At 31.9% G+C, this 25,049-nt stretch carries 29 protein-coding genes; 9 read left to right on the forward strand and 20 right to left on the reverse strand.

Annotated elements, in window-relative coordinates; all coding sequences use genetic code 11:
* The first annotated feature begins 52 nt into the window (after positions 1–52).
* Positions 53–1,786: a pyruvate oxidase gene (locus tag LQ675_RS11180; RefSeq protein ID WP_048540684.1), complete on the forward strand. Its 1,734-nt coding sequence runs from the start codon at positions 53–55 to the stop codon at positions 1,784–1,786.
* Between the two features lie 639 nt (positions 1,787–2,425).
* Here LQ675_RS11180 and LQ675_RS11185 read toward each other — a convergent pair.
* The 4 genes from LQ675_RS11185 to LQ675_RS11200 all read right to left on the reverse strand — a co-directional run bounded on the left by LQ675_RS11185 (position 2,426) and on the right by LQ675_RS11200 (position 5,518).
* Entirely contained in the window at positions 2,426–3,310 is an 885-nt protein-coding gene (locus LQ675_RS11185; protein ID WP_075578452.1) for a nuclease-related domain-containing protein, read from the reverse strand.
* A 91-nt stretch (positions 3,311–3,401) separates the two neighbouring features.
* A complete protein-coding gene (locus LQ675_RS11190) occupies positions 3,402–3,917 on the reverse strand; it encodes a type 1 glutamine amidotransferase domain-containing protein (protein WP_048540682.1) in 516 nt (171 codons plus the stop codon).
* A gap of 65 nt (positions 3,918–3,982) precedes the next feature.
* Entirely contained in the window at positions 3,983–5,344 is a 1,362-nt protein-coding gene (gene rlmD, locus LQ675_RS11195) for a 23S rRNA (uracil(1939)-C(5))-methyltransferase RlmD (protein WP_048540681.1), read from the reverse strand.
* 12 nt (positions 5,345–5,356) lie between these two features.
* On the reverse strand, positions 5,357–5,518 hold the full coding sequence (locus tag LQ675_RS11200; RefSeq protein WP_049320382.1) for an SE1561 family protein: 162 nt from the start codon (positions 5,516–5,518) through the stop codon (positions 5,357–5,359).
* 136 nt (positions 5,519–5,654) lie between these two features.
* On the opposite strand from LQ675_RS11200, the gene yfkAB reads away from it, so the two are divergent.
* Positions 5,655–6,782 (forward strand): radical SAM/CxCxxxxC motif protein YfkAB, encoded by a 1,128-nt coding sequence (yfkAB, locus tag LQ675_RS11205; protein ID WP_075578453.1) that lies wholly within the window; start codon positions 5,655–5,657, stop codon positions 6,780–6,782.
* A gap of 49 nt (positions 6,783–6,831) precedes the next feature.
* Here the strand turns inward: yfkAB and LQ675_RS11210 are convergent, their stop codons facing one another.
* The 4 genes from LQ675_RS11210 to LQ675_RS11225 form a co-directional block, all read right to left on the reverse strand.
* The gene (locus tag LQ675_RS11210; protein WP_025905162.1) at positions 6,832–7,344 is read right to left on the reverse strand and encodes an acyl-CoA thioesterase; all 513 of its coding nucleotides are present in this window, start codon (positions 7,342–7,344) and stop codon (positions 6,832–6,834) included.
* Positions 7,345–7,561: 217 nt separating this feature from the next.
* A complete protein-coding gene (locus LQ675_RS11215) occupies positions 7,562–7,741 on the reverse strand; it encodes a hypothetical protein (RefSeq protein ID WP_048540679.1) in 180 nt (59 codons plus the stop codon).
* A 77-nt stretch (positions 7,742–7,818) separates the two neighbouring features.
* Positions 7,819–9,048 carry an aminopeptidase gene (locus tag LQ675_RS11220; RefSeq protein WP_048540678.1) on the reverse strand — a complete coding sequence of 410 codons (1,230 nt, stop codon included), beginning with the start codon at positions 9,046–9,048 and terminating at the stop codon, positions 7,819–7,821.
* An 18-nt stretch (positions 9,049–9,066) separates the two neighbouring features.
* Positions 9,067–9,270: a DUF1128 family protein gene (locus LQ675_RS11225; protein ID WP_048540677.1), complete on the reverse strand. Its 204-nt coding sequence runs from the start codon at positions 9,268–9,270 to the stop codon at positions 9,067–9,069.
* Between the two features lie 137 nt (positions 9,271–9,407).
* On the opposite strand from LQ675_RS11225, the gene LQ675_RS11230 reads away from it, so the two are divergent.
* The 4 genes from LQ675_RS11230 to LQ675_RS11245 all read left to right on the forward strand — a co-directional run bounded on the left by LQ675_RS11230 (position 9,408) and on the right by LQ675_RS11245 (position 11,928).
* The gene (locus LQ675_RS11230; protein ID WP_331463223.1) at positions 9,408–9,686 is read left to right on the forward strand and encodes a PH domain-containing protein; all 279 of its coding nucleotides are present in this window, start codon (positions 9,408–9,410) and stop codon (positions 9,684–9,686) included.
* Between the two features lie 249 nt (positions 9,687–9,935).
* Entirely contained in the window at positions 9,936–10,235 is a 300-nt protein-coding gene (locus tag LQ675_RS11235) for a YtxH domain-containing protein (protein WP_025905157.1), read from the forward strand.
* 72 nt (positions 10,236–10,307) lie between these two features.
* A complete protein-coding gene (locus LQ675_RS11240) occupies positions 10,308–11,375 on the forward strand; it encodes a YihY/virulence factor BrkB family protein (RefSeq protein WP_048540676.1) in 1,068 nt (355 codons plus the stop codon).
* On the forward strand, positions 11,359–11,928 hold the full coding sequence (locus tag LQ675_RS11245; RefSeq protein WP_025905155.1) for a beta-class carbonic anhydrase: 570 nt from the start codon (positions 11,359–11,361) through the stop codon (positions 11,926–11,928). Before LQ675_RS11240 ends, LQ675_RS11245 begins: the two co-directional genes overlap by 17 nt.
* A 38-nt stretch (positions 11,929–11,966) precedes the next feature.
* Here LQ675_RS11245 and LQ675_RS11250 read toward each other — a convergent pair whose 3' ends face one another.
* The 5 genes from LQ675_RS11250 to map form a co-directional block, all read right to left on the reverse strand.
* Positions 11,967–12,596 (reverse strand): response regulator transcription factor, encoded by a 630-nt coding sequence (locus tag LQ675_RS11250; RefSeq protein ID WP_025905154.1) that lies wholly within the window; start codon positions 12,594–12,596, stop codon positions 11,967–11,969.
* Positions 12,586–13,629 carry a sensor histidine kinase gene (locus LQ675_RS11255; RefSeq protein ID WP_048540675.1) on the reverse strand — a complete coding sequence of 348 codons (1,044 nt, stop codon included), beginning with the start codon at positions 13,627–13,629 and terminating at the stop codon, positions 12,586–12,588. The genes LQ675_RS11250 and LQ675_RS11255 overlap by 11 nt, the downstream gene beginning before the upstream one ends.
* Positions 13,626–14,336 (reverse strand): cell wall-active antibiotics response protein LiaF, encoded by a 711-nt coding sequence (liaF, locus tag LQ675_RS11260; RefSeq protein WP_048540674.1) that lies wholly within the window; start codon positions 14,334–14,336, stop codon positions 13,626–13,628. The genes LQ675_RS11255 and liaF overlap by 4 nt, the downstream gene beginning before the upstream one ends.
* Before the next feature lie 15 nt (positions 14,337–14,351).
* On the reverse strand, positions 14,352–14,762 hold the full coding sequence (locus LQ675_RS11265; protein ID WP_227532160.1) for a hypothetical protein: 411 nt from the start codon (positions 14,760–14,762) through the stop codon (positions 14,352–14,354).
* A gap of 145 nt (positions 14,763–14,907) precedes the next feature.
* Positions 14,908–15,663, reverse strand: coding sequence for a type I methionyl aminopeptidase (gene map / locus LQ675_RS11270; protein WP_048540673.1), 756 nt, complete (start codon positions 15,661–15,663; stop codon positions 14,908–14,910).
* 97 nt (positions 15,664–15,760) lie between these two features.
* Between map and LQ675_RS11275 the strand changes: the two genes are divergently transcribed.
* Complete coding sequence (locus tag LQ675_RS11275) at positions 15,761–16,756, forward strand: FUSC family protein (RefSeq protein ID WP_048540672.1); 996 nt, start codon at positions 15,761–15,763, stop codon at positions 16,754–16,756.
* Between the two features lie 112 nt (positions 16,757–16,868).
* Here the strand turns inward: LQ675_RS11275 and gatD are convergent, their stop codons facing one another.
* Positions 16,869–17,591 carry a lipid II isoglutaminyl synthase subunit GatD gene (gatD, locus tag LQ675_RS11280; protein ID WP_048540671.1) on the reverse strand — a complete coding sequence of 241 codons (723 nt, stop codon included), beginning with the start codon at positions 17,589–17,591 and terminating at the stop codon, positions 16,869–16,871.
* Positions 17,591–18,901 (reverse strand): lipid II isoglutaminyl synthase subunit MurT, encoded by a 1,311-nt coding sequence (murT, locus tag LQ675_RS11285; protein WP_037590447.1) that lies wholly within the window; start codon positions 18,899–18,901, stop codon positions 17,591–17,593. Before murT ends, gatD begins: the two co-directional genes overlap by 1 nt.
* A 146-nt stretch (positions 18,902–19,047) precedes the next feature.
* Here murT and LQ675_RS11290 point away from each other — a divergent pair, with 146 nt between their 5' ends.
* The gene (locus tag LQ675_RS11290) at positions 19,048–19,554 is read left to right on the forward strand and encodes a ferritin (RefSeq protein WP_025905146.1); all 507 of its coding nucleotides are present in this window, start codon (positions 19,048–19,050) and stop codon (positions 19,552–19,554) included.
* A gap of 142 nt (positions 19,555–19,696) precedes the next feature.
* Positions 19,697–20,251, forward strand: coding sequence for a 3'-5' exonuclease (locus tag LQ675_RS11295; RefSeq protein WP_048540670.1), 555 nt, complete (start codon positions 19,697–19,699; stop codon positions 20,249–20,251).
* 52 nt (positions 20,252–20,303) lie between these two features.
* Here the strand turns inward: LQ675_RS11295 and LQ675_RS11300 are convergent, their stop codons facing one another.
* The 5 genes from LQ675_RS11300 to rlmD (LQ675_RS11320) all read right to left on the reverse strand — a co-directional run bounded on the left by LQ675_RS11300 (position 20,304) and on the right by rlmD (LQ675_RS11320) (position 25,021).
* Positions 20,304–20,519: a hypothetical protein gene (locus tag LQ675_RS11300; protein WP_048540669.1), complete on the reverse strand. Its 216-nt coding sequence runs from the start codon at positions 20,517–20,519 to the stop codon at positions 20,304–20,306.
* Between the two features lie 118 nt (positions 20,520–20,637).
* Positions 20,638–21,705: a DNA polymerase IV gene (dinB, locus tag LQ675_RS11305; protein WP_048540668.1), complete on the reverse strand. Its 1,068-nt coding sequence runs from the start codon at positions 21,703–21,705 to the stop codon at positions 20,638–20,640.
* A gap of 69 nt (positions 21,706–21,774) precedes the next feature.
* On the reverse strand, positions 21,775–22,320 hold the full coding sequence (locus tag LQ675_RS11310; protein ID WP_048540667.1) for a DUF3267 domain-containing protein: 546 nt from the start codon (positions 22,318–22,320) through the stop codon (positions 21,775–21,777).
* A 96-nt stretch (positions 22,321–22,416) separates the two neighbouring features.
* On the reverse strand, positions 22,417–23,541 hold the full coding sequence (locus LQ675_RS11315; protein WP_048540666.1) for a PQQ-dependent sugar dehydrogenase: 1,125 nt from the start codon (positions 23,539–23,541) through the stop codon (positions 22,417–22,419).
* A 106-nt stretch (positions 23,542–23,647) separates the two neighbouring features.
* The gene (gene rlmD / locus LQ675_RS11320) at positions 23,648–25,021 is read right to left on the reverse strand and encodes a 23S rRNA (uracil(1939)-C(5))-methyltransferase RlmD (protein ID WP_075578454.1); all 1,374 of its coding nucleotides are present in this window, start codon (positions 25,019–25,021) and stop codon (positions 23,648–23,650) included.
* Positions 25,022–25,049 lie beyond the last annotated feature (28 nt).

Here is a 25,049-nt window from a genome sequence, read left to right on the forward strand (position 1 = left end):
AGTATAACTTTTAGCGTATTTGGGTATAGATAACGATAAGGAGGAATTTTATATGGCAAAAATTAAAGCAAACAAAGCACTCGTACAAGTCTTAAAGAATTGGCAAATTGACCACGTATATGGCATACCTGGTGATTCAATAGATAAAGTCGTAGATGCACTTAAAACAGAAGAAGATAACATTAAATTCTATGATGTAAGACATGAAGAAGTTGCAACTTTAGCTGCTAGTAGTTATGCCAAATTAACAGGCAAAATAGCAGTAGCATTAAGTATTGGTGGTCCAGGCGCAATACATATGTTAAATGGTATGTATGACGCTAAAATGGATAATGTCCCTATGCTCGTTTTAGCAGGACAAACAGATTCAAAATTATTGGGCACAAAATTCTTCCAAGAAGTTAATTTAACAGCCCTTTTCGAAGATGTAGCCGTTTATAATAAACAATTAGAATCTGCTGAAAATGTACATGAAATTGTAGATGAAGCAATCAAAACTGCATATGCTAAAAAAGGCGTTGCAGTATTGACGATTCCAAGTGATGTTCTAGGTGAAAAAATTGAAGATAATGTTCCTAGAGAAACTTATAAATTTGAAAATGCAGTAACTTACGCTAAAGATGAAGACGTTAAAAAAGCTGCAGAACTTATAAATAAAAGTGAAAAACCGGTCGTCTTAACTGGTGTTGGTGCTAAAGATGCCAAAGACGAATTACTTAATTTCTTAGATCATATCGATGCGCCTGGTTTAATTACATTACCAGCAAAAGGTATCATACCGGATAAACATCCTAATTTCATGGGTAACTTAGGTAAAATCGGTACTAAACCAGCATTTGAAGCATCTAAAGATGCTGATTTATTAATTTTAGTCGGTACGAATTATCCATATGTAGATTATTTACCTGATAAAGATATACCATGTATACAAATTGATATTAATCAAACAAATATCGGCAAACGTTTTAATGTCGATGTCGGATTAATTGGCGACACAAAAAATGTACTATCTGCTTTAACAGAAGCGTCTGAAAAAGTAACTGGCCGTAAATTCTTAAAAGCATGCCAAGAAAATATGAAAGCATGGAACAGATGGTTAGAAGAAGATAGAAATAATGACAGCAAACCGATCAGACCAGAATTATTAATGTCTGAAATAGAAAAAATTTCAACAGATGACACTGTATTTTCAGTTGATGTCGGAACTTCAACAGTATGGAGTACAAGATATTTACAACTCGGTCACAACCACAAATTTATCACATCATCTTGGTTAGGCACGATGGGCTGTGCATTACCAGGTGCAATAGCAAGTAAAGTCGCAAATCCAGATAAGCAAGCCATTGCTATCACTGGTGACGGTGGATTTGCGATGGTTATGCAAGACTTCGTTACAGCGGTACAATATAAACTACCAATTATCGTCGTTGTTCTGAATAACCAAGAATTAGCATTCATAAAATATGAACAACAAGCAGCCGGTGAATTAGAATACGCTATTGATTTAGGCGATATCGACTTCGCTAAATTTGCAGATAGTTGTGGCGGTATAGGCTATAATGTCGTAGATGTAGAAGATATTGCCCCTACACTTGAAAAAGCTAAAAATGCAAATAAACCTGTTGTTGTAAACGTAAAAGTAGATCCAGATGCCGCCCCATTACCAGGTAAAATAATATGGGACGAAGCAAAAGGATATGCAAAATTCGAAATTAGAACAGCATTAGAAGAGAACAGACTCGAAAAAATGCCACCACTTAAAACACTTATAAGAAGATTCTTCTAATAAAAATAAAGAAGCAGTGAAGTTTATGACGAACTTCACTGCTTTTTGTGTTAGGTTAAATTTAAGTATTTTCAATAAAAATTTTAAAATAGCGCGCTGAGATGTGGAATTTTGTAGATTGTGATGGGGATTGATAACGGATGTAAGGGACATTTTTGGGAATTCTGTCCCTAACGATACCTCTTACGGACATTTCTCAGAATTATGTCCCTAACGACGCCTCTTACAGACATTTCTCGGAATTCTGTCCCTTACAGCACCTCTTAGAGACATTTCTCAGAATTATGTCCCTAACGACGCCCCTTACGGACATTTCTCAGAATTCTGTCCCTAACGACCACTCTTACGGACATTTCTCAGAATTCTGTCCCTAACGATACCTCTTACGGACATTTCTCAGAATTCTGTCCCTAACGACGCCCCTTACAGACATTTCTCAGAATTCTGTCCCTTACAGCACCTCTTAGAGACATTTCTCAGAATTCTGTCCCTTACAGCACCTCTTACGGACATTTCTCAGAATTCTGTCCCTAACGACGCCCCTTACAGACATTTCTCAGAATTCTGTCCCTAACGACGCCCCTTACAGACATTTCTCAGAATTCTGTCCCTTAATACCGTACATCAAAATTCATATTATTACTTTAAAAAGTATTTTTTATTTCTTGCACCTTTACTTAAGAAACATTTATCACAAATTCGTCTAATAGTTTTACTATTCCCTCCTAACCACCATACTGCTTCGGTGATTGTGAATGGCTCTTGCTTTAAATAATACAGTTCTTGCAAATTATATTCATAAACATACTTTTTATCCATTTCGGACTCACAATATTTGCACGTACATTTCTGTTTGTCTTGTTCAATTTTTACTGTGAACATGCGATTACATCTAGGACATTTGATACCTGGTTTGATTTGTTCAAACGGTATTGTCACACCTTTAGTGTATTGCGCATCAAATGAATTTCTTACTGTTAATAGTTTCTGTTTAATTCTGATATTTTCTGATTGATTTTGATTTTTAAAAAGTTGGGTAAAAGAGCCTAATTCTGAGGGTAAGATAACTTGATCTTTTAAGAGGTTTTTATTATTGAAGTTAAAGTAAGGATTTGTAAAGACTAATTTTGAAACAACGGGTTTATCAATTTCTAAATAGCGACATAGTTTATTAAATTCATTTCTAGCTCTTTCCATTTGTATGAACGGTGAGGTAAATGAACTTCCAAAATTATTTTTTAATAGCGTGTCTTCCAAATAATAAATGCCTTTATAATTTTTTATCTCGAACAAATATATTGCATGATCATCGATGACGATTGCATCTATTTGAACTTGACTGTTGAATGTAAATTGAAAGTCATTCATATATACGATATCCGTATCACAATTTAAAATAGCATTAAAATAATTTTCACCATCGTTCCCACTTGATTTATTTTGAATTGATTTCAAAATATTTTCGGTTAATTCAGCGCGCCCTATTAATGATTGAAAATACTTTGTATCATACTTACTTTCCATAAACCACGCTCCTTATATATTATAAAAAAATTATATAATAGCCTGCACAAAAAAACCACTCACTATAAAAGTGAGTGGCTAATCAAAGCATCTATTGAAGCAATGCAAGTGATTCACGGTTAAAGTCTTCTAAGTCGTCTGGAGTTCGACTTGTGACGATGCCATTGTCAACGACTACAGATTCGTCAACGACTTTTGCACCTGCATTTTGTAAGTCTTTTCTAACTGACAAGAAACTAGTAACAGTTCTGCCATTTAATAAATCTGTATCAATTAATAATTGAGGTCCGTGGCAAATTGCAAATGAAGGTTTTTCATTTTGTACGAAATGTTTAACAAATTCGCCAAAACGTCCTTGTTCATCCCCACGTAATAAATCTGGTGAAAATCCGCCAGGAATTAAGACTGCATCATAATCTGCAGCATTTGCTTCATCAATACCAACTTCTACTATAACTTTTTCGCCTTTTTTACCAGTGATTTCTTTTCCTTTTTCTTCACCAATAATAACAACTTCATGTCCAGCATCAGTTAATGCTTTTTGTGGACTTGTTAATTCAACGTCCTCGAATAAATCTGTTACAACTGCTGCTACTTTTTTACTCATAATATCAATCTCTTCCTTTCATAGTATGTCTAATATTTATATACCACTTTTGAAAGGTTTTAAACTTATTTTGCAACTAATTTTGCTACGACTTCTACTTGTGCTGTTTGTGGAAACATATCAATAGGTTGCATGCTTACGACTTTATATTTTTTAGATAAGTGTGCTAAATCTTTAGCTAAAGTTGATGGATTACAACTTGTATACACAAATGTTTTTGGATGAACGGATTTGATAAGTTCAACAGCTTTAATACCTAATCCAGTTCTTGGCGGATCAACTGTTATCACGTCTGGTTTAAAGCCTTCTTTAATCCATTTATCCATAACTTTATATGCATCACCAACTTCATAGTGTACATTATGACGATTATTGAGTTCAGCATTTTTCTTAGCGTCATCAATACCTTCTTTAATAATATCCATACCTCTCACTTCTTTCGCATTTTGAGAAATCCAAATACCAATTGTACCTGTTCCACAAAATGCATCTACAACTGATTCATTACCTGTTAAATTCGCCTGAGTTTCAATTTCACCGTACATTTTTGTAGCTTGTTCTGGATTTAATTGAAAAAATGAATCTGGCGATAAATCATAATAGTATTGACCAAGCGTTTCTGTAATTTGTTGTTTACCACTTACATGAATCGTTTGATTTCCAAGTACTCGTGATGTCTTCTCTTTATTAATATTGATGGATAAACTTTCCACGAAAGACAAATTCATGATTTGATCAATAAGAGACTGATTATATTTCAATTGATCGTCCGTACAAACTAACGTAACTTGTATTTGTTGACTATGCTTTGCCACTCTCGTAACAATATATCTTAGCCCTTGTTCTTTATTTGGATTTCTACATACTTTAACTTGTAAATTCATCAAAATATTTCTCAATTCATTCGTAACTTGAATCGTACGTTTATCTTGAACTGGACATTTTTTAATATCGATTAATTGATGACTATCTTTTTCATAAAGGCCTGCAATGAGTTGATTTCCTTTCTTCTGAACAGGAAATTGATTTTTATTACGGTATCCCCAAGGATTATCCATACCGATTGTAGGTTTTACAATTTTTGTTGGGATATTTTTTGCATATTTAGTTAACGCATCTTTTACAATTTGTGATTTGAATAAAAGTTGCGCATCATAATTTAAATGTTGCAGTTGGCATCCACCACAAATATCATAAACTTTACATTTAGGTTTAACCCTTTCTTTACTACGTTCACGGATTTTGACTACTTTCGCTTCGATAAAATTTGGTTTCGCCTTTACTACTTGGACAAGTCCAACTTCTCCCGGCAATAAACCTTCTACAAATGTTATCTTCTTCTTATAATAGCCAATACCTTCACCATTAATACCTAATCGTTTGATCGTTAAAGGAAACTTCTGTCCTACTTTTACTGAAACATTCATGTATGGCCACCATTAATCATGCATAGCTTGAACTTTTTTCTCAAGTTCATCAAGCAAAGCAATCCATTCATCTACATCAGATACTTCCATATCTTCAGGGTTCATTGCTTCCATTTCATCTAAAAAGTCTGATAACCTTTGTTTGATTTCATTAAGTGATGTTTTTTTACTCATTTGAATACTCCTTTATTTTTAATAATATTATTATGAATGATAACAAGTATAAAAACAATCATAAATCAGTATTGGAAAATTTGATAACAAGTGTTACGCTCATAGATAGGAAAAAAATCAGAAAGAAGGATATATCATGATATACGACTTGAAAAGTCCTATTTCAATAAAAAACGACCCGTGGGAAGCCTATAACGATATAGATGAACATGGTTCATTACAACTGAGTAATATAGAATTTACAACTACTACACTCTGTAACATGCGTTGTGCACATTGTGCAGTAGGTTATACGTTGCAATTACGAGACCCTGACACGTTACCGATGGATTTAATTTTAAAGAGACTTGATGAAGTACCTTACTTAAAAACAATCTCGATTACTGGTGGAGAACCAATGTTCAGTAAAAAATCAATTCGAGAAACAGTCGTTCCTTTATTAAAATATGCACACAAAAGAGGCATTTACACGCAAATGAATTCTAATTTAACGCTACCACTTGATCGTTATTTAGAAATTGCTGAGTATATTGATGTTATGCATATTTCACACAACTGGGGAACAATCGATGAATTCAGTGAAGTTGGTTTCCATGTGATGGACAAGAAACCACCTTTAAAAGCAAGATATCGACTATACGATCAAATGATTCAAAACTCTGCCACTCTATCAGAACAAGGTATGTTTGTATCTGCTGAAACGATGTTAAATAAAAGTACTAAACCTTATTTACAAAAAATCCATAATGAAATTGTTCATGATATGAAATGTAGTCGCCATGAAATACATCCTATGTACCCTTCTGACTTTGCGAGTCAGTTAAATATTATGAGTTTAAATGAAATGAAAGATACTATTCATGAGATTTTAGACTTTAGAGATGAAGATACATGGATGTTATTTGGTACGTTACCTTTTTACCCTTGTTTCATGAATGAATCTGACCAGAACTTATTATCTAGATTAAAATCATCTAAAAATGTAAGTTTAAGAAATGACCCAGATGGAAGAAGCAGATTAAATGTTAATGTATTTTCTGGAGATGTGATTGTTACAGACTTCGGCGATGAAACGGGATCTATCGCAAATATTAAACAAGATAAACTTGAAGATGTTTATCAAACATGGATGAATTCATCTTTAGCAAAATCACTTAACTGTCACTGTCCTAAAGTGAGATGTTTAGGTCCAAATCTACTCGTAAAAGATATGTACTATAAAGATGTTGACTTTAAAGCAAACGAATTTAGAATGAATCAATAATACAAAAAATGGCTAGGATAACGATTGTTGTCCTAGCCATTTATTTAAATTAGATATATAGTTTTGTAGACATGAAGTCTAATGTTTTCTTGCTTTCTTTTCTTCTTTCTTGGCGTAGTTTCACTCTATCTTGCGCACTTTCATAGAACCATTTTTCATCATCTGTTTCAGGATAGATTGCTGGAACTTCTGCTTTGTTCCCATCTTTATCTAAAGCTACAAATGTTAAAAAGCTATACGCTGCTAAATGTTTCTTTTGATTAATATTGTCTTCACTAATAACTTTTACGCAAATCTCCATAGATGATTTACCTGCATAAGTAACAAATGAAACTAACGATATCACTTCACCCGTTCCGATTGGTTGTAAGAAATCTACTGAATCAGTAGATGCTGTTACAACTGAATTCCCACTATGTCTCATCGCTGCGATTGCTGCGATTTCATCAATTTCCGCCATTAATTTACCACCGAACATCGTATTGTGATGATTAGTGTCCTCTGGAAATATTTGAATGGATTTTACACTTCTTGATTCTTTCATTGGTTTCTTCGTTTTCATATTATAACCCCGTTCAATTTTGCTTATTTTTATTGAAAAAAATAGGGAGCGGGACAGAAATCTAATTTATATAAAAAGATTTCGTAGTCCCGCCCCGGCAAGGATGACTAGAGTTGGAAAAAGCTTTATAAAAGCGCATTTTCAATTCAGTCATCTACTGCCAAGATACTAAAAAAGACTGAGGCATTCCGTTATGTCCCAGTCTCTTCCATTCTTATTAATGATAATGTTCCTCATCATCAAAGACTTTCTTCTCTAGTGCTTCTTCAGCAGTATCAATTCGTACAGACTCTCTACTATCGAATGTTTGAACAAGATACATCATTAAAGCGCCGCCAAATGTAAAAATTGCGAACACAAATGCGATCATTACGCTCCATTCCATTGGTGTACTCATGATATCCCCTCCTTTGAATGACTATAAAGACTTTATTTATCTTTATTATACATGATGTATTCTTAAATGGCTATCTTTTAAAATGCCCAATTACCATCTCTAAATACTGGTTCTTTCTCACCATTTTCCAAAATGCCATCAATTGATAAATCTTTGCTGCCAATCATAAAGTCAACATGTGTAGTTGAATCATTTAAACCATTTTCTGCTAACTGTTCTGCTGACATATCTTTGCCACCTTCAATACAAAACGCATAAGCTGAACCTAATGCAATGTGACATGATGCATTTTCATCAAATAATGTATTATAGAATAACGTGTTCATGTTAGAAATTGGTGAATCAACAGGTACTAAGGCTACTTCACCTAGTCGTTTTGAACCTTCATCTGTTTCAAGAATCGATTTCAAAATTTCTTCTCCAACACCGGCTTTGTAGTCTACTACTACACCATCTTTAAATGTCAAAGTAAAGTCATCAATAATATTACCTGAATAACTTAAAGGTAATGTATTACTGACTGTTCCGTTAACACCATTTTTATGTGGTGCAGTAAATACTTCTTCAGTAGGCATATTTGCTACAAAGCTGTTGCCTTTTGAGTTTACAGAACTAGCACCAGACCAATATTGACCGTCTGGTAATTCAATTGTTAAGTCAGTACCTGCTGATTTGTAATGCAATGCTTTATACTTTTTGTTATTTAAATAATCAGCTTTTTCATGTAATAAGTGATCATGTTCTTCCCAAGCTTTAACTGGGTCTTCTTGATCAACTCGTACTGTTTTTAAAATTGTTTCAAGTAATTTATTGACCGCTTCATTATCACTTAATTCAGGGAACATCATTTTAGCCCAACCTACTGATGGATATGAAGCTACACACCAACTCATGCGATCACTTTGTACAGCAACCATATAGTCTTTAAATGCTTTCCCGTTTGCTGCCATTGATTTGCGAATTTTGTTAGGATCAGCATCTTTCAAACTATCTGGACTAGATGAAACAATTGATAAGAACGCTGCTTTTCTATCTAAATAATCCATTTTTTCATCAATATCATATTGTTTAACATTCTCAAAAAATGCTTCAGGTTCATATTGGTATTTAAGCTGTGCAATTCTATCATCGTTGTACCTAACTTTTACGTCTTCTGCCCCTATTTTGTACGCTTCCTCAACAACTAAATGTACAAACTCACTTGCATCAATTGAAGCTTGAATATATACAGGTTCTTTTTCCTGAACATTCAAACCAACTTTTACTAATAACTCTGCATATTTTTGAAGCTGTTTTTCATAACCCATTTGTATAACCACCTTTGTTTATTTTCTAAGGTCACCTAAAGCTTGTGTAATGGCAGACATTTCACTTGCTGATATATTTTTTCTAGACATGACCATAGTATGTATTTCTTTTAATTCTTCTCTCTTTTCTTCAGGTATTGCATCTTTATTCAATACACTTGTATTTACTAATCGTAACTTGCCTTTTAAATCATCTACCATTTGTTCTATTGATTCAGTCATCTTTTTTATCATCCTTTCAAAATTTAGTTTAGCAAAAAGTAATTATAATTAAAACTATCAAACTTATATATTCACTTTACAATTTATATGAATATTTTATACAATAAACATGAATTATAAGGTGAGGAGTGATTCTAGTGGCTGTTCAAGATATACTTTCATGGACCCTTTTTGAACAAGTTGCAGTACCAGATAATATTTCACAATATCTTGTTGATGGCGAAGAAGCTTATAGTGCTTTTAAGACATTCAGAGATACTGCCGTATTTACAAACAAACGAATTATCATTCGTGATATGCAAGGTATCACCGGTAAGAAAATAGAAACTTACTCTATACCTTATAATATTATACTGATGTGGTCTACTGAGAATGCTGGTAAACTACTTGATTTAAACGGTGAAATCACATTATAGACGAGAGCTGGGCATTTTAAAATTAAAATAGGTAGAAATTTAGATATTATGCCTATTGAAAAGCTATTGTCTAATGCACTATTATAAACTACAATTGTGTTTATATCTCTAAATTAATGGGAATAAACAACATTAGTGATATTTATAACATATATTAACGCCTATATTCTCTAATTTAAGATTCATATGTGATATGATATGTAGGTCAATGTTAATTTAAAGTTATATTCTGGAAAGGGGAAAAACATTATGCAAAACAAATTAGTTCCTGCTATTTTAATAGGTGGTACAATTGGCGCAATTATTGCATTAGCTGATAAAAACACTCGCCAATCATTATCAAACCAAGTACAAAACATTAAAGAAGGCAACACTTCAAGAGAACCTTCTAAATTAGATCAAATTAAAGATGAAGTTCTATACTGGAAAGATGTAATCGAAGAAATTCGTCGTAAAAATCCAGAATTAGAACAATCAATTATGGATGCTAAAGATACATTCATTGAGAAAAAGAATCAAAGACAAATCTCAGGTTCAAACCATTCATAATTTATATTAAAGACTAGGCTTATTCAACTAACCTAGTCTTTTTTAACATCATATTAAATTAGGAGAATTTATATGGGAAATGATAAATCGAGCTCAAAATTTTTAGAACAAGCTAAACATTTTAAAGACGAACAAAAAAAGTCTATTAAGAAAGAACATTATATTCCACCACAAAAATTTGAATCTAAAACAGCAAAGAAGGATAATCAAATATTTTACGTTTCAAAGATCAATAAACCAGCCAAATTTACGAAAGACGGTAATATTTTATCAACTTTAATATACAGAATTGGTAAGGATAATGCTACAGGACTTGCAGCACAGCTTTCATATTATTTCTTACTTGCATTATTCCCTACTCTAATATTTGTGTTAACGTTGATACCATTATTCCAAGTCAATCCTGATACAATTACAAATATGATATCAGAAAATGCACCTGGCGATACGGCAAAATTAATTACTGGCATAATTGATGACGTTATGAATAATGCCAGTGGTGGCTTATTCTCATTCGGTTTAATTGCAGCATTATGGTCTGCTTCAAATGGTATGACTGCTTTAATGAACGCATTTAATGTCGCTTATGATGTTGAAGATGGAAGAAATGCCATCATACTTAAAATCATGAGTGTCTTCTTCACAGTTATTATGGTTGTTGTATTCGGTATTGCAATAGCACTACCTATATTTGGACAACAAATCGGCAATTTATTATTCGGTCCTTTAGGATTAGAATCTGAATTACGTTGGATATTTAGTTTAATTAAAGTCGTATTACCATTAATTGTGACGTTTATCGTGTTCATCACACTTTATACACTCGCACCAAACATCAAAATTAAATTATTATCAGTTGTTCCTGGTGCAGCTTTTACAACAATTGCATGGTTAGGCTCAAGTGCACTATTTGGTTTATATGTTAATAATTTCGCTAACTACTCTAAGACATATGGTAGTATCGGAGGTATTATCGTATTGATGATTTGGTTATTCTTAACAGGATTAATTATTATCATAGGTGCAGAAATAAACGCAGTATTACATCAGAAGAAAATGCTTAAAAATGGATCACCAGAAGAGCAAGCATTTAATAACTTAACAGAAAACGGTGATATGACTAATGCCTCTATTGAATGATATTTTAGAATATAATGCAGCTTTCATAGAAAATAAGGAATATGAAAATCTTATAACAACGAAGACACCTAATGCTAAAGCAGTATTGCTTACTTGTATGGATACGCGATTAACAGAACTTTCTACGCGTGCATTAGGCTTTAAAAATGGTGATATTAAAGTTGTTAAAAATGCTGGCGCAACAATTTCTCATCCATATGGGTCTACTATGCGAAGCTTATTAGTAGCGATTTATGCACTTGGTGCTGAAGAAATCATTATCATGGGTCATAAAGACTGTGGAATGGGGAATTTGGATGTGGACTCAGTAATAGATACAATGAAAAGTCGTGGTATCACAGATGATACGCTTAATACAATCGAGCATTCAGGTATTAATATTCACCAATTCTTAAGAGGATTTGATGATGTTACTGAAAATGTTCAAACAAATATACAAAAAGTATATAACCATCCTTTATTTGATCAATCCGTTCCTATACATGGACTTGTTATTGATCCACACAATGGTGATTTAGAAGTGATTCAAAATGGATATGAATTTACTAAATAAAAGAAGTTGAGCTCCTTTCTGGAAGCTCAACTTCTTTTTTATGATATTAAATTATGTTGAAAGGCATATATAACAGCCTGTGTTCTATCTTGTACTTCTAATTTACTTAATATATTACTAACGTGCGTTTTAACTGTCTTAATTGTAATATGGGAAGCACTTGCTATTTCTTGGTTAGAATAACCTTTAGCGATTAATAATAATATTTCCATTTCTCGTTCAGTCAACATTTCGAATAATTCAGCTTTCTGGTTCATTCTATTTCTCATTTTTACAAGTACTTCTGGTTCGAAAATAGACTCTTTATTGTACGTCTTACGTATCGCATTTGCGATATCATCCGCAGAAGTCGTCTTTAATATATAACTATCAACACCCGCATCTAAGGCTTGGTAGACTTCATTATCTTCAATGAAACTTGTTAACATGACGATTTTAACACTTGGTTGATGCTTTTTTATATGTTGTGTTGCTTCTATACCATTCATATCATCCATCACTAAATCCATTAAAATGACATCGGGTTCTAATTCTTCAGCTTTTTCAATACCTTCTCTACCTGATGCTGCTTCCCCTATGACGGAAATATCTTCTTGTGTAGATAAATAACTAGAGATTCCGATTCGAACCATTTCATGATCATCTACAAATAATACTCTAATTGTCATATTGTTCCTCCTTATTATTTGGTACCTTAACTTCAATACGCGTTCCCGATTCAGGCATTGAAATAATATTGAGAGTGGCTCCAATTTCTAATGCGCGTTCGTTCATAGTATTTAGCCCATAACTCTGTGGATCTCTTTTAGATGTGTCAAAACCTACACCGTCATCTTGTATACGTAATATAACATAATCATTCGTATCTATTAACTCTATTGAAACTTTTGTACCTTTAGAATGACGTAACGTATTAGATATTGCCTCTTGAGTTATGCGGAATAGATGGTCTTCTGTACCTTTGGCTATTTCTATATCTTCTATATCATAAACAACTTTCATTGGTATTTTTTGTTTCAGGTCGACTACTAAATCTTTAATCCCTTCACCAAGCGATTTATTTTTTAATCCTAGAGGTCTTAAATGTAATAATAAAGCACGCATTTCTAATTGCGAATCTTGTATCATTTTTTCTAATAAGTCTACTTGTTTTGCTAATGGCTCTTTTAATTCTGATGATTTAATTGCAGATAACATCATACTTGCCGCAAATAATTGCTGACTTACTGAGTCATGTAATTCTCTTGCTAACCTTTGTCGCTCATCTTCTATGATTTTTTTAACGACGGAATCTTGCATTTGATACGATTCATTAATAATTTGTTGAGACTTTAATCTCAATGTGTATAGTTCTTCGTGCAACGGAATTAATGTTTGATAAATTTCTAAAGTTTCTTTGTGCAAATCAATTTCATGGTGATTTACACCTAACATTTCTCCTTGAAAAGATCTTTCGATTTGTTCTTTAATCCAATGATGCTGTTGATTAATTTTGTAGGCGACTGCAGTCCCTATTATAATACATAGCAAAATAACTACAATGTTGATAAATAGGAATGCTGGTACACCTAATATTTGAGTATAAAATATACCTTGAAAATATATAATATTAATAAAAATTCGATCTAAGAAAAATAATATACCAACAATTGTATAAACAAGTATAAGCATTGAACCTATAATTCTTGTGTAGTTATTCATCGATAAATCACCTCAACATCTCCCATAAATGTTGAGAAGAATATATTAACTTTAAATGAGTTTTTGTGACTATTTTCCTCATAATGTACCGTTTCATTTTTCACTCTATACACTTGATCATTCATATATAATCTGCCATATAAAGCAGTTATATGTACATGTACATGGTAATTATAAGGAACAATAATTTGTGTCTTTCCAATATATTGTCTCACGACAATAACATTATGCTCAGATAAATTAGCAGCTAAAGATAAATCTAATTCAATATCTCCAATTGCTTGTTGAATTTGTATATCTTCCCATTTATAAATATAGTGTGGTGTCTTTTGAGGAGAGAACCATCGCTGTTTTATAAATGACTCGTTAATATTTTCATTTGACGTTTGGTCGATATGTTCTACTCTTAATGGTTTCTTACGATATAGAAAATATCTAATAACTAAAAATACTAAGAATAAAAATAAAATGGCAAGCATGTATGGATTAGAAAGTAATGCATAAATCATTAAAATAGCGCCTATCCAAAATATAATTAATCCCCGTAATTTATGAAAATATAAATACCCTACATATATAAATATCGTACCCATTACAACAACGAGTAATAAGCCTATTTTCTCAAAGAAAATATAGTAAATGTTTGATAACAAAATCAATACAGATAATACGATCAACAATTCAGTTGATATAAATTTATTCTTCAACATACCACTCCTTTTTTAGAGAAGTGAATTCATCTGAGTAAGCATCGTACGCTCAGCTATCGTATCAGCAATTTTATCTAAAGTGCTTTTCATAGCTTCGTCAATTTTCGCTAATTCACTTTCTAACATATTAATTTGCTTTTGTAACCATTGTAAATCATGATCTTCTAATTTTTTAGCACATTTAATTTTAAAATCTTCAATCTTGTCCATATACTTATTGTCTAATTCTAAAGTATATTTATCAATTAATTTACTTAATTGACAACGTTTTTGTTCAAGATACGTGATGTACTGTTTCATAGCTTTAATTTTAACATCTAAGCGCTTTGCACATGTATCTAAACTTTCATAATACGAAACAAGAATCAATTGCTTTAATTGATCTGAAACAACATTAAACATAGAATCACCTACTTCTGTCATATTAAACTCTATTATAAAATGTTATTTCAAATCTAAAAATGGACCTAGGATTGAATTTTCAATAGGACCTTAGTCTTAGAAAAATAAAAAGGAGTAGTATAGAATCTTGTATGTTTAATCAATTCTATCCACTCCACTTATATTTTTAGTCTTCTAATTTAGTTAATAATAATGGTCCTTCTTTAGTGACAACAATTGTGTGCTCAATTTGAGCGACGAAACTTTTATCTTTCGTTTCAAATGCCCAATCATTTTTACCGTCGCTAACGATTGTTGCATTTGATGAGATAAATGGTTCTACTGCAAGTACCATACCTTCTTTAAGCAATTGTTTTTCTAATGGATCATAATAGTTCATAACATGTTGTGGTGAATCGTGTAATGAACGTCCAACACCATGACCTGTTAAGTTTTTAATAACTTTTAAGCCATTTTTACGTGCTGTAGCATTAACTGCTCTGCCAATTTGAGATAATTTAGCACCTGGCTTAACTTTCTTCATTGCTTCTTCAAAAGCCATAGCCGCTACATCTACTACTAATTGTTTTTTCGGGTCATCTGCATTACCAACAACAAATGAAATACCTGTATCTGCATAATAGCCATTTTTACGTGCTGATACGTCTATGTTTACAAGATCGCCTTCTTTAATCACACGTTTACCAGGTATACCGTGCGCAACCTCTTCATTAACACTTATACATGTGTAACCAGGAAAATCATACTCTGCAATAGGTGCTGATTCTGCTTCTAATTCAGCAAATCTTTCCTTTGCGATGTTATCTAATTCTTTAGTTGTCACTCCGGGTTTAGTTGCTTCTTTCAACTCATCACGAATTATTGCACAAATTTTACCTATTTCTTTTAGGCCATCAAGTTCTTCATTGTTTTGAATTATCATTTAAATCCCGTTCTTTCTTTTAAAATTTTTTTGTCGTTTATCATTATATCAGAAAATGCATGTTATACTATAAAAAAATGATTTCGGAGTTTTGAATATGAAAGAAAATTGGTTATCTCGAATTATCGGTGCAAGAATTATTAAAACTGGATTAGCAACTTTTTTAACAGGTTTAATATGTATGTCTTTAAATTTAAACCCTATATTTGCGGTTATCACATCAATTGTGACAATAGAACCTACAGCTAAAGCATCCTTAAAGAAAGCTTTTGTAAGGTTCCCCGCTTCAATACTCGGTGCATTTATAGCCGTTATTAGTACATACTTCTTTGGAGAATCACCTTTAAGTTATTCATTAGCAGCAACCGTCACGATTTTAGTATGTTATAAACTTAAATTATTTGATGGAATGTTAGTTGCTGCCATTACAGCTGTCGCAATGGTCCCTGTTATCCATGAAGCATTTGTATATAATTTCGTATCACGATTAGCAACTACTACAATTGGTCTTGCAACCGCAGGCATCGTCAATTTTATTATTTTGCCACCTAAATATATAAATCAAATAGAAGACATCAATCATAAAATGGATCAAAGTATTTTAGAAATATACATATCTAGACTTAAAGAACTATTACTAGGTGAATATGAATCTGCCCTATCCATGAAAAAAGTATCAACATTACAACAGCAAGCCACTAAAATTGAACAACTTATAAAATATCAAAAAGAAGAATACGATTACCATAGAGCAAAAAAAGAATCTAAATCTCACATTAGAAAAGTCGAAATGAAATATCACATTAACCGACTACTAAATGCACATTTATTAAACCTAGTATATTTACCAGAGAATACGCACATCGTCTTTACTGAAAAAGAACGCACAGCAATCTCAAATTTCATCAAATCATATGAACATTTAATAAAAGCAAATGAATATAAAAAACAAAAAAATGCTGCATCCACATTAAAAAATAGTGTTAAAGGATTGAATGAATTTGATGAAAACCAAATAAAAAGTCACATTATTTATGAAATACTCATGATTAATAAAATTTTAAACGACAGATATTCAAGATTAACAAAATAACTAAACTAAAACTTACTAAAGCGGCTAGGGCACTAAAATATGTCCCAGCCGCTTTTTATTATTATTTATTAATGATGTGAAGGTTACTACCTCTTTAACTCACATTTTTTTATTATTTTGCTTTTAACAACCTTTTTATAATAGCTTGTTTTGCTGCTTCTTCAACTGTATTGTCTAGTTGTTCTGGTTCGAATGTTATACCTTTTCGGATACATGCTTGTTTTAATAAGTAATCTGTGATTTCGTGGTTTTTAGGTAAAATTGGTCCATGTAAATATGTACCCAATAAATTTTTATAATGGATACCCTCTTTCTTATCTGTATCATTGTTACCATAACCATCAACGACTTTACCTAATGTAGGATATTCATGATATGTTCTTCCACCATGATTCTCGAAACCGACGATTTGTCCAAATGTTTCTGATTCAATAACAATATCTCCTATTAGACGGTCTTTCTTAGATTCTGTATAAATATCAAGAATGTTTAAACCTTCTAATCTTGTTCCATCAGGTGTTACATATTCAGATCCTAAAAATTGATAGCCGCCACATATTGTTAAAGTTGGCATGCCGTCTTCAATTGCATCTTTAAGTTGTGTTTTAATTTTCTTTAATTGTTCTGTAGCTAAACTTTGTTCTCTATCACTTCCACCGCCTATAAAGAAAATGTCACATTCATCTAAACTTAATTGATCTGTATCTGTTATATCTATTACTTCTACTTCTATATTACGCCATTTCGCACGTTGTTTTAGTGCAATGATATTGCCAATATCGCCGTACAAATTTAATTTATCTGGCATAAAATGAAATATTTTTATTGATGACATTATGCTTCCTCCTTAAAGGCTTTATTCAATGTTCGATGCATTGGTGACAAAGATGTATAGTTAGGAATTGCAACTGTAAACTGATTGTAAGTCATTGATAGTTCCGTTGCCTTTTCTATTGAATGTTCTATAATAACTTCCGCTTCAACTTCAGCATATTTCAGTCTTAATGCTAATTCTTCAGCTCTTTGTCCTGTACAGATGATAGTTTTGATATTTTGTCTAGATAATTTTTCAAAGTCTGCATCATAAATCCATGAAATATCTCTTCCATCTGCGCCGTTATCATTCAAACTGATTAAATAAACTTTTTCCCCATCAATTTGTTCACCAACAGATAAACTTGCATTAAGGCCTGCAGGGTTTTTAGCTAAGTTAATAAGCGCTTCTTTTTTACTATTTCTATAGTATTGCATACGTCCATTATCAGAAGTATACGTTTCAAAACCAGCTTTTATAGATTGATCATTTAAACCTAATTCTCTTAATACTGAATAAGCTGCAATGACATTAAACACATTAAAATCACCAGCAATCTTCATATCAAAATGTGCATCATTTAAGCCAACATGTATAAACGGTTCTTGTTTAAATGCTGTCACTTCATATTGTGGAGTCGCTCTATTAAATCCACATTCACATGTATAATGACCAATTTGATTGTAATGAATATGACTATAATTTAATAATCTGCCACAATTAGGACAATATTTACTTTCAACCATTGTACTTTGTTCAAAGTCATGTATCCCTTTTTGCATACCATAATAAACAATGTCATCACTTGCTATTTTCAAACGACTAACGAAAGGATCGTCTGCATTCAGTAATAGTTTAATTCCTTTATCCTTGATTGAGTTGGCGATATTATCTACCATCGTATCGATTTCACCAAATCTATCCATTTGATCTCTAAAGAAGTTTGTCACTACCATCATAGAAGGTGTCATTTCTTTTAACACTCTTGGAATAGAACCCTCGTCTATTTCTATAACAGCAATTTTAGTATTTTTATTAGATTGAACAATAAAGCTTGAAGTAATCCCTGCTGCCATATTGGCACCTTCAGTATTATGTATAATTTCAATATTGTTCTTCTTTAATGTATAACCTATTAAGTTCGATGTCGTCGTTTTACCGTTCGTACCACTAATCATCACGATTTCATCTACTTCATTCGCTAACTTTCTTAAAATAAGCGGGTCTATTTTTCGAGCTATTTGTCCCGGAAGATCCGTACCTTGTTTACCTACTTTTCTACTAGCATATCGTGCTAGCTTTGCTATATTTTTCGCAACATACTTCTTCATACGTTACCTCCTTGTTCTGTCACATCATTATACCACGTTCAAAAGCTTTAAAAAAAGTGTTTAACTGTATCAAATCGTTGGTTTCATTTTATTGTTATTGTATAATAAAAATGTAAGTTAAAATTATTATAGAAGGGAAGATTTCTATGTTATCTAAAAATATTTTAGATGCTTTAAACAATCAATTGAATCATGAATTTTACGCAGCACATGCATATATGGCAATGGCAGCTTATTGTGCAGATAAGAGTTACGATGGATTTGCAAACTTCTATATTCAACAAGCTAAAGAAGAACGTTTCCATGGTATGAAAATATATGACTATATTAACGATCGTGGTGAAAAAGCTATTTTCACAGCTTTAGATGCTCCTAAGACTGAATTCAGTTCTTTATTGGAGACATTTAAAGATGGATTAGCTCAAGAACAAGATGTTACACGTCGATTCTATAATTTATCTGAAATTGCTAAAGAAGAAAAAGACTTTGCAACAATTTCATTCTTAAACTGGTTCTTAGATGAGCAAGTTGAAGAAGAGTCTATGTTTGAAACACATATTGACTACTTAGAAAGAATTCAAGAAGACAATAACGCATTATTTATCTATGAAAAAGATTTAGCTTCTCGTCACTTCGATGAAGATGCTGAATAATTTATAGCCTTACAATACTTAAACAAGACCATCTCCATGAACTATTCATGGCAGATGGTCTTTATTCATTCTTTCTACATACCATCATCATTTACATTATTCCGACAAATGTTTATAATAACTTTCTAAAGGAAGTGATGGCATGTCTTCATTTGTAGCACTTGATTTTGAAACAGCAAATGGAAGTCCGGAAAGCATTTGTTCTGTCGGAATGGTCAAAGTAATTGATCATCAAATTACAGAAACTTTTTATACATTAGTGAATCCTGAAGATTATTTTTCAAATATAAATATTAAAATCCATAAAATAAAACCTTCTGATGTGACAAATTCACCTACTTTCGATGTCGTGTTTCCATATATGATGGATTTCATCGGTACACTACCAGTTGTAGCACATAATGCTAAATTTGATATGACTGTATTGTTTAAATCACTCATTAAACACCAAATCGAAATTCCTGAATTAACGTATTTTTGTTCATGTATATTAGCTAGAAAAACAGTCAACAATCATAGATATGGACTTGCGCCAATGATGGATTATTATAATATTGATTTTAAAGGTCACCACCATGCGTTAAATGATGCTAAAGCATGCGCAATTATTACGTATCGATTATTAAAACATTATCCAGACTTAGATTCTGTATTAAGTATTTATGGCAAAACATTAACCGATAAAAAATATGTATAATTAAAAGCTTCTAGGATATTATGACGCATCCTAGAAGCTTTTATTCTTTTATTTACTCTTTGTGTTGGAATTCTTTTTTTATGTCTCTTTTTAAACTTGCTTTATTAACAGGTCTTTCTAATTTTCTATCAACCCAGAATAACAATATTGCTATCGCAATAATACCTAGTAATTTGATAATATCGAATGAACCTGTTTCAATGGAACTTTTAATAAATAAAATGATTAATAATACTGTAATTGCAATAATTGAAAATTTAAATTTCATATCAATCTCTACTTTCTTATTATAAGTATTAATAAATACCCACTTCTCGTATAGCCGAAACGCGCATTCAACAATATCCAGAATACTAAGGATACATGACGATATCAAGTAAACCTGTTTAAATAAAATCATATATTGTTAAATTGCGATATGTTCTCGAAACTAAATTCCCGATAGATACACCTACTAAACGTATAGAAGTATCCGGATCTTTTAATGAATTATATAAATCATATGCAATATTATATATTTCAACTTCGTCATAGACTGGTGTATGACTACTTGTTTGTTTAGATAATGTTTCAAAGTTATGTGTTTTTAGTTTAACTGTTATTGTTCGCCCTGCTAGTTCATGTTTATCAGCTCTATTGGCAACTTCAGTACTCAATTTTCTAATCGTATTGAGAATAAAGTCATCATCATTTTGATCTGTTTCAAAAGTTGTTTCTCGACCGATTGATTTTCTAACACGTGTTGGTTTCACTGGAGAATGATCGATACCACGTACTTTATTATAAAAGCTTACACCACGTTTACCGAATAATTGAATCAATTCCATTTGGTCATATGCGTATAAATCATTACCACTATTGATTCCCAATGATTTCATCTTTTCTTCGGTTACTTTTCCAATACCTGCAAAATCTCCTATCGGCAACGACATCAATAAATCATGTACATTCTCATAATCTATCACTGTCCGACCACTCGGTTTATTCATACCACTAGCGAGCTTTGCTAAAAATTTATTATAAGAAACACCTGCTGAAGATGTAAGATGCGTCTTATCATAAATATCCCGTTGAATATATTGAGCAATCGTTGAAGCAGATAAGTCTCTTCTCACAAGTTCAGTAACGTCTAAATAAGCTTCATCTAACGATAATGGTTCAACAATATCTGTATAACTTTTAAAAATCGCCATTATTTCATTAGATACTTCACGATAATAATTAATTCTTGGGCGTACATAATAACCATCCGGACAAAGTTGATGTGCTTGAGCCATGGGCATAGCTGAATGAACACCAAATTTCCGAGCTTCATAGCTAGCCGTTGAAACAACGCCTCTACCTGAAGCACGTCCTCCTATAATAACTGGTTTTCCTTTTAATTTTGGATTATCTCTTATTTCAACTTGAGCAAAGAAAGCATCCATGTCAATGTGAATGATTCGCCGTTCCATTCTAAACACCTCTACAAAAAAATAGGAAGTTGGTTGCCCAAATTCCTATATATTATATCAAAAATCTTTTTAACTTGTTGATTGAACATCTTTATTATCCGTAAATAAATTAATGCCGACTTCTGTATCTTCTACATAATTCATCTGTTTATTACTATAAATCACTTGTGCCATGTAAAAATCACCGATACATGCAGCACCATGAAAAGCAAATACATAAATAATAGAAGTGACTTGAAGCCATAATAATACAATTAATAATCCCATACTAATTAATACAAATGGTGCTAATAATATGATATAAAATTGTTTTCTTGTAAAAATAGCATGTGGCATCGTTGCATAAAACATGCCTTTCATATATCCATATTTAACTTTTCCCTTTGGATTAAATATTTTAAAGCAAATACCGTGTATTAACTCATGGATAAACACTAATATAATTAAACCAACTAACCCAACTATGATATTTCTTACAAAGCCCTCTTCATAAATATATATGATATTCGCAATTAACTTAAAGCTAATTAATATTAATGAAAGAAATAAAACAAATTGTAAAAGTGCTAACCTCTTTAATACAGATATATTGTTAACTAAGTCAATTTTAAGCATCCAATACCCCCGAGAAACCATTTCTTAATAACCTTTACATAATGATTATAAAATATAAATTCAATTTATACTAATGATTTTATGCTCAGGTTTGAGTTATGAATTTAATTGACTTAGCGAAACTTTATACATCTTATCATCATTTTGGGAAGGATTACCTCTACCATCTGTATTGTTGCTTACAAAATATAAATCATCATTTACGTTGTAAACATCTCTAATTCTTCCATATTTAGTCGCCACTTTTTTCATTTCATCTTTTTCTACATCAAATTTCATAATACCTTCTCCACGTAACGCAGCTGAATAAATGATACCATCTTTAAATGCTATGCCTGAAGGTGCCCAAGTATCATCTGATCCTGAAGTAAATATCGGTGTTTCCATATTATCATTTTCTTCATTACCTTCAATCACTGGCCAACCGTAATTTTGACCTTCTTTAATCTCATTTATTTCATCATTAGCTTGATTACCATGTTCACTCGCATACATCTGTCCATCAGGTGTCCATACAATTCCTTGTGGATTTCTATGACCGTAACTATAAACATATGAATTAGAAATCGGATTATCTTTAGGTTTACTACCATCAAGATTAATTCTTAAAATTTTACCACCTAAAGTATCTTTATCTTGTGCATTTTGTTCGTCTGAAGCATCTCCAGTAGTCGCATATAATTTATCATCCGGTCCAATTTTCAACCGACCACCATGATGATATTGGCCACTTGGTATTTTATCAATTAATACCTCATCCTCTTTCCACGTATCATTTTCTAATTTTAATTTTACGATACGATTAAACTGACCATTATCTTCATATGTGTAATAAGCATATGCTTCTTTAGAATCTTTAAAATCAGGCGCAAGCACAAATCCTAATAAACCCGCTTCAGCAGCAGTAGAAACTTCTTTATCTAAATCCACTTGTTGCTCAGTCTTTTTATTGCCATCAATTTTAATAATTTTACCAGGGCGTTCTGATAAATAAAACACATCATCTAATCTCGCAATACTCCAAGGTGTATCTAAACCTTGAGCTACCGTTTCAATCCCTTTAGTTTCTTTACGTTCTTGGTTGTCATCTGACTGACTCTGTTCATGTTCCATTTCATTCTGAGTTTGCTTACCTTTATCTTCAGTTTCTTCTTTCGAATCATTACTACAAGCAGATAAAATAAAACTAGCCGAAATCGCACTGATCATTAGTCGCTTCATAAACAACCCTCCTTACATTATTTATACAGTTGCAAACACTTTCACACAACCATAACGCTCAAAAACCCAAGCCAACTTATACGTTGGCTTAGGTTTTTAGTTAATTTTATTCAGTTATTTTTTCGATTAAAGCAACTGTTTCGACGTGTGTTGTATGTGGAAACATATCTACTGGTGTGATTTCTTTTAGTTGATAACCGCTATTTTTCAACAATTCTAAATCTCTAACTTGTGTTGCTGGGTTACATGAAATATATACGATTCTTTTTGGTGATAATTCGATTAAAGTTTCTATAAATGTTTGATCGCATCCTTTTCTTGGTGGATCGACCATTACAACTTCTGGCTTAATACCTTCTTGTTGCCATTTTAAGATGATTTCTTCTGCTTTTCCTGCTTCCCATGTCGCATTATCTATATGGTTGATTTGCGCATTTTCTTTTGCGTTTTCTATTGCTTGTTCGACGACTTCCACACCATAAACGTGTTTCGCTTTTTGTGACATGTATGAACCGATTGTCCCAATACCACAATATGCATCAATGACTGTTTCTTCTCCATCTAATTGTGCATATTCTAGCGCTTTATGATAAAGTTTTTCTGTTTGTGTTGGGTTGATTTGATAGAAAGAAGTGTCGGATATTTTAAATTCATATTCAGAAAGTTTATCTGTAATGGTATCTTTCCCGTATAAAGTATATGACGTATGTCCCATAATAACATTTGATTTTTCTAGATTAATATTATGTTTAATGCTGACCACATTTTCAAATTCAGTTTGAATAAAATCAATTATTTTATTTTTATGGCTAAGTTGTTTACTATTCGTTACGAATATAACCATTGTTTCTCCAGTATAATAACCAGTTCTCAAGATGATATGTCTTAATTCACCTTTGTGCTTTTGTTCATTATAAATACTGATGTTTGTTTCGTCTAAAAGTCGTTTAAGTTTCTTCATAATTAAATCATGTTTTTCATCTTGAATCATACAATGATCTATATTTACGATATCGTGACTTCTTTGTCTATAGAATCCTAGTTCAATTTCACCAGATTTATTTTTCCCGACTGGTATTTGTGATTTATTACGATAATGCCAAGGATTCTTCATTCCAACTGTATCGTGAATAATTGTATCTTCAAAATGTGATTTTCTCTTGAATAGATTAATCACTTGTTCTTTTTTCATTTCTAATTGCGCTGTGTAGCTTAAATGTTGAAGTTGACATCCACCACAAACTTTATAATATTCACAAGGTGGTTCAATTCTGTTCTTTGATGCTTCTTCAATGGAGATTAACTTACCAATAGCAAATTGTTTTTTCACTTTGATAACTTTAAATGAAATGGTTTCATCTTTAATTGCATTTGGTACGAAAATTGGATAACGATCGAATTTAACTACACCATGCCCTTCATGTGTAAAATCGATAACCTCTCCAGTATATATTTCATTCTTATTTACGACTCTTGCCATATTAACTCCCTCTTTCACGATAAACATA

This window comes from Mammaliicoccus sp. D-M19 (assembly GCF_022386695.1).
Classification (GTDB): domain Bacteria; phylum Bacillota; class Bacilli; order Staphylococcales; family Staphylococcaceae; genus Mammaliicoccus; species Mammaliicoccus sciuri.

Coding starts and splice junctions, on each gene's coding strand:
- LQ675_RS11240 (WP_048540676.1), top strand. CDS start 10,308: ATGGGAAATGATAAATCGAGCTCAAAATTTTTAGAACAAGCTAAACAT.
- LQ675_RS11265 (WP_227532160.1), bottom strand. CDS start 14,762: ATGACAGAAGTAGGTGATTCTATGTTTAATGTTGTTTCAGATCAATTA.
- LQ675_RS11235 (WP_025905157.1), top strand. CDS start 9,936: ATGCAAAACAAATTAGTTCCTGCTATTTTAATAGGTGGTACAATTGGC.
- rlmD (WP_075578454.1), bottom strand. CDS start 25,021: ATGGCAAGAGTCGTAAATAAGAATGAAATATATACTGGAGAGGTTATC.
- LQ675_RS11315 (WP_048540666.1), bottom strand. CDS start 23,541: ATGAAGCGACTAATGATCAGTGCGATTTCGGCTAGTTTTATTTTATCT.
- LQ675_RS11185 (WP_075578452.1), bottom strand. CDS start 3,310: ATGGAAAGTAAGTATGATACAAAGTATTTTCAATCATTAATAGGGCGC.
- LQ675_RS11210 (WP_025905162.1), bottom strand. CDS start 7,344: ATGAAAACGAAGAAACCAATGAAAGAATCAAGAAGTGTAAAATCCATT.
- LQ675_RS11200 (WP_049320382.1), bottom strand. CDS start 5,518: ATGAGTAAAAAAACATCACTTAATGAAATCAAACAAAGGTTATCAGAC.
- LQ675_RS11255 (WP_048540675.1), bottom strand. CDS start 13,629: ATGAATAACTACACAAGAATTATAGGTTCAATGCTTATACTTGTTTAT.
- yfkAB (WP_075578453.1), top strand. CDS start 5,655: ATGATATACGACTTGAAAAGTCCTATTTCAATAAAAAACGACCCGTGG.
- LQ675_RS11310 (WP_048540667.1), bottom strand. CDS start 22,320: ATGCTTAAAATTGACTTAGTTAACAATATATCTGTATTAAAGAGGTTA.
- gatD (WP_048540671.1), bottom strand. CDS start 17,591: ATGTCATCAATAAAAATATTTCATTTTATGCCAGATAAATTAAATTTG.
- rlmD (WP_048540681.1), bottom strand. CDS start 5,344: ATGAATGTTTCAGTAAAAGTAGGACAGAAGTTTCCTTTAACGATCAAA.
- LQ675_RS11180 (WP_048540684.1), top strand. CDS start 53: ATGGCAAAAATTAAAGCAAACAAAGCACTCGTACAAGTCTTAAAGAAT.
- murT (WP_037590447.1), bottom strand. CDS start 18,901: ATGAAGAAGTATGTTGCGAAAAATATAGCAAAGCTAGCACGATATGCT.
- map (WP_048540673.1), bottom strand. CDS start 15,663: ATGATAATTCAAAACAATGAAGAACTTGATGGCCTAAAAGAAATAGGT.
- LQ675_RS11225 (WP_048540677.1), bottom strand. CDS start 9,270: ATGACTGAATCAATAGAACAAATGGTAGATGATTTAAAAGGCAAGTTA.
- LQ675_RS11300 (WP_048540669.1), bottom strand. CDS start 20,519: ATGAAATTTAAATTTTCAATTATTGCAATTACAGTATTATTAATCATT.
- LQ675_RS11245 (WP_025905155.1), top strand. CDS start 11,359: ATGCCTCTATTGAATGATATTTTAGAATATAATGCAGCTTTCATAGAA.
- LQ675_RS11290 (WP_025905146.1), top strand. CDS start 19,048: ATGTTATCTAAAAATATTTTAGATGCTTTAAACAATCAATTGAATCAT.
- LQ675_RS11190 (WP_048540682.1), bottom strand. CDS start 3,917: ATGAGTAAAAAAGTAGCAGCAGTTGTAACAGATTTATTCGAGGACGTT.
- dinB (WP_048540668.1), bottom strand. CDS start 21,705: ATGGAACGGCGAATCATTCACATTGACATGGATGCTTTCTTTGCTCAA.
- LQ675_RS11250 (WP_025905154.1), bottom strand. CDS start 12,596: ATGACAATTAGAGTATTATTTGTAGATGATCATGAAATGGTTCGAATC.
- LQ675_RS11215 (WP_048540679.1), bottom strand. CDS start 7,741: ATGAGTACACCAATGGAATGGAGCGTAATGATCGCATTTGTGTTCGCA.
- LQ675_RS11295 (WP_048540670.1), top strand. CDS start 19,697: ATGTCTTCATTTGTAGCACTTGATTTTGAAACAGCAAATGGAAGTCCG.
- LQ675_RS11275 (WP_048540672.1), top strand. CDS start 15,761: ATGAAAGAAAATTGGTTATCTCGAATTATCGGTGCAAGAATTATTAAA.
- LQ675_RS11220 (WP_048540678.1), bottom strand. CDS start 9,048: ATGGGTTATGAAAAACAGCTTCAAAAATATGCAGAGTTATTAGTAAAA.